2 protein-coding genes are annotated in these 2,315 nt (G+C 45.5%); both read left to right on the forward strand.

Going from position 1 to position 2,315, the window contains the following annotated elements; all coding sequences use genetic code 11:
- On the forward strand, window positions 1-1,958 hold a 1,958-nt coding region (locus A3762_RS17975; RefSeq protein WP_197469366.1), incomplete at its 5' end, for an efflux RND transporter permease subunit.
- Between the two features lie 121 nt (window positions 1,959-2,079).
- Window positions 2,080-2,315: DUF523 domain-containing protein (locus A3762_RS17980; protein WP_156493568.1), on the forward strand; the 236-nt coding region annotated here is incomplete at its 3' end.

Below are 2,315 nucleotides of genomic sequence, written 5' to 3' on the forward strand. Positions count from 1 at the left end.
TGCTCTTTAGCTTGATCTTGGTAGTGGGGATGCTAGTCGATGGCGCTATCGTTGTTACGGAATTAGCGTCTCGAAATCAAGAAGCAGGCTTAAGTTCAGACAAAGCATTCTCTAAAGCTTCGCGTCGAATGGCATGGCCCATTATTGCGTCAACAGCAACGACTTTAGCAGTGTTTCTACCTTTGATCGCTTGGCCTGGCGTGGTGGGCGAATTCATGAAATTCTTACCCATTACGGTCATTATTTGTTTGTGTGCGTCTCTCGTGGTCGCCCTACTCTTCTTGCCAGTTCTTGGTGCTTCACTTGGTGGCAGCAAAATAAAAAGCGAAGAAGCACAATCTGATAATCGCTTCACCTTGGCTTATTCAAAAGTCCTAAGAGCACTACTTAAAAGACCGCTCTTAACGCTGTTAGGTAATATCTCTATCGTCGTCGCAATCATGATTGCTTATGGCAGTTTTGGCAAAGGTGTCGAGTTTTTCCCTGACGTAGAACCGGATAACGCAAAAGTTCTGGTATCGGCACGCGGAGATCTCTCAATCTATGAAAAAGATGCGCTGTTGAAGGAGGTTGAACGTAATTTCTTCAATATGCCAGAACTCAAGTCTGTCTATGCGAGATCCTTTAATCGAGCTCAAGATCAAATGGCAGAAGACGTCATTGGCTCTGTGGATTTCCAGTTTATTCCATGGGACGAAAGACGCACCGCGAGTGTCATTCTTGCTGAAATGGCTGAAAAAACCAAAGATATTCCTGGTGTAAAACTAGAGTTTCGTAAAGCTGATAACGGCCCTTCAGGCGGTAAAGCGATTCAGATTCAGGTATCAGCAATTTACCCAGAGCATATCGATCAAACGATCGAAATACTGCGCTCGCATATGGCGAAACTAGGTGGCTTCAAAGATATTGAAGATGACCGCGCGCTGCCTGGCATAGAATGGCAAATGGAAGTTAATCGCGAAGGCGCTGCTCGCGCAGGCGCAGATATCGTATTAATTGGTACCGCCATCCAGCTTCTTACTAATGGCGTTAAGGTTGCAGAATATCGTCCAGATGACACTGATGAAGAAGTCGATATCAACATCCGCTTCCCATCTCAGAAACGAACACTAGAAGCTTTGCAGAGCCTTCGTATTCAAACCAATGTGGGAATGGTTCCACTTGGGAACTTTGTACACTTAAAGCCTGCTCCAAAAACCGGCACAATCAAACGTGCAGATAGCCGCCGTGCGGTTCTTTTGCAGTCTGAAGTGGAAGAAGGACTTCTGCCGACAGATAAGATCCAAGAACTCTTTGCCTCAATTGAGGGAGAGTCTTTTCAACCTGACGTACGTTTCAAGTTAAAAGGTGAACAGCAAGACCAACAAGAAACAATGACTTTCTTGGGAACCGCTTTCATTCTCGCGATTTTCTTGATGCTTCTAATCTTAGTGATTCAGTTTAATAGCTTCTATCAGAGCTTCTTAGTTCTGAGTGCCATCGTGTTCTCAACCTTCGGTGTACTGCTTGGCTTGCTGATTACCGCGCAACCATTCGGCGTAGTTATGGTAGGACTCGGAATCATCGCACTCGCGGGCATTGTCGTGAATAACAACATTGTATTGATCGACACCTATAACGCTTACATCAAAGACGGTTACCGGCCATTCGATGCGGCTTTGGCAACTGGCGAAATTCGTTTACGCCCAGTATTGCTCACAGCCGGCACCACTATTCTAGGACTAATTCCTATGGTTATGGCAATGAACATCGACTTTATTGGACGCGACATTAGCTTCGGTGCCCCATCGACACAATGGTGGCGTCAATTGTCGAGCGCGATAGCCGGCGGTCTAGGCTTTGCGACTATTCTCACCCTGTTACTCACTCCTGCACTTCTCGTGCTAGGCGCTAATACCAGAGCAAAATGGCGCAAATTCCGTGGCAAACGCGAAGCACCAGCCTTAGCAGAGCAATGAGGTAATCAATAGAAACATGAGTCTGAGCACGCGTTTTCGCAAAGGCTTATGTTTCTCATATTCCAATCCTTTGCTACTTTAGTTGCGTATACAATTTCTCTATTTCAAATTGGAATTTCGAATGCCCGATCAACAAATCTTTCCAGATAAAGAACGTATTTTGATTGGAATTAGCAGCTGTTTGCTTGGAGAAAAGGTTCGTTTCGATACCGGCCACAAACACCACTCATACATCTCTAATACGCTTGGCCAATATTTTACTTTTCATCCTTTCTGCCCAGAAATGGCTATTGGCCTTGGAACCCCTCGAGAAACGATTCGTCTCGTTGAACGTGAAGATCGTATTCATGCGGTAGG

It is taken from the genome of Oleiphilus sp. HI0125 (assembly GCF_001635355.1).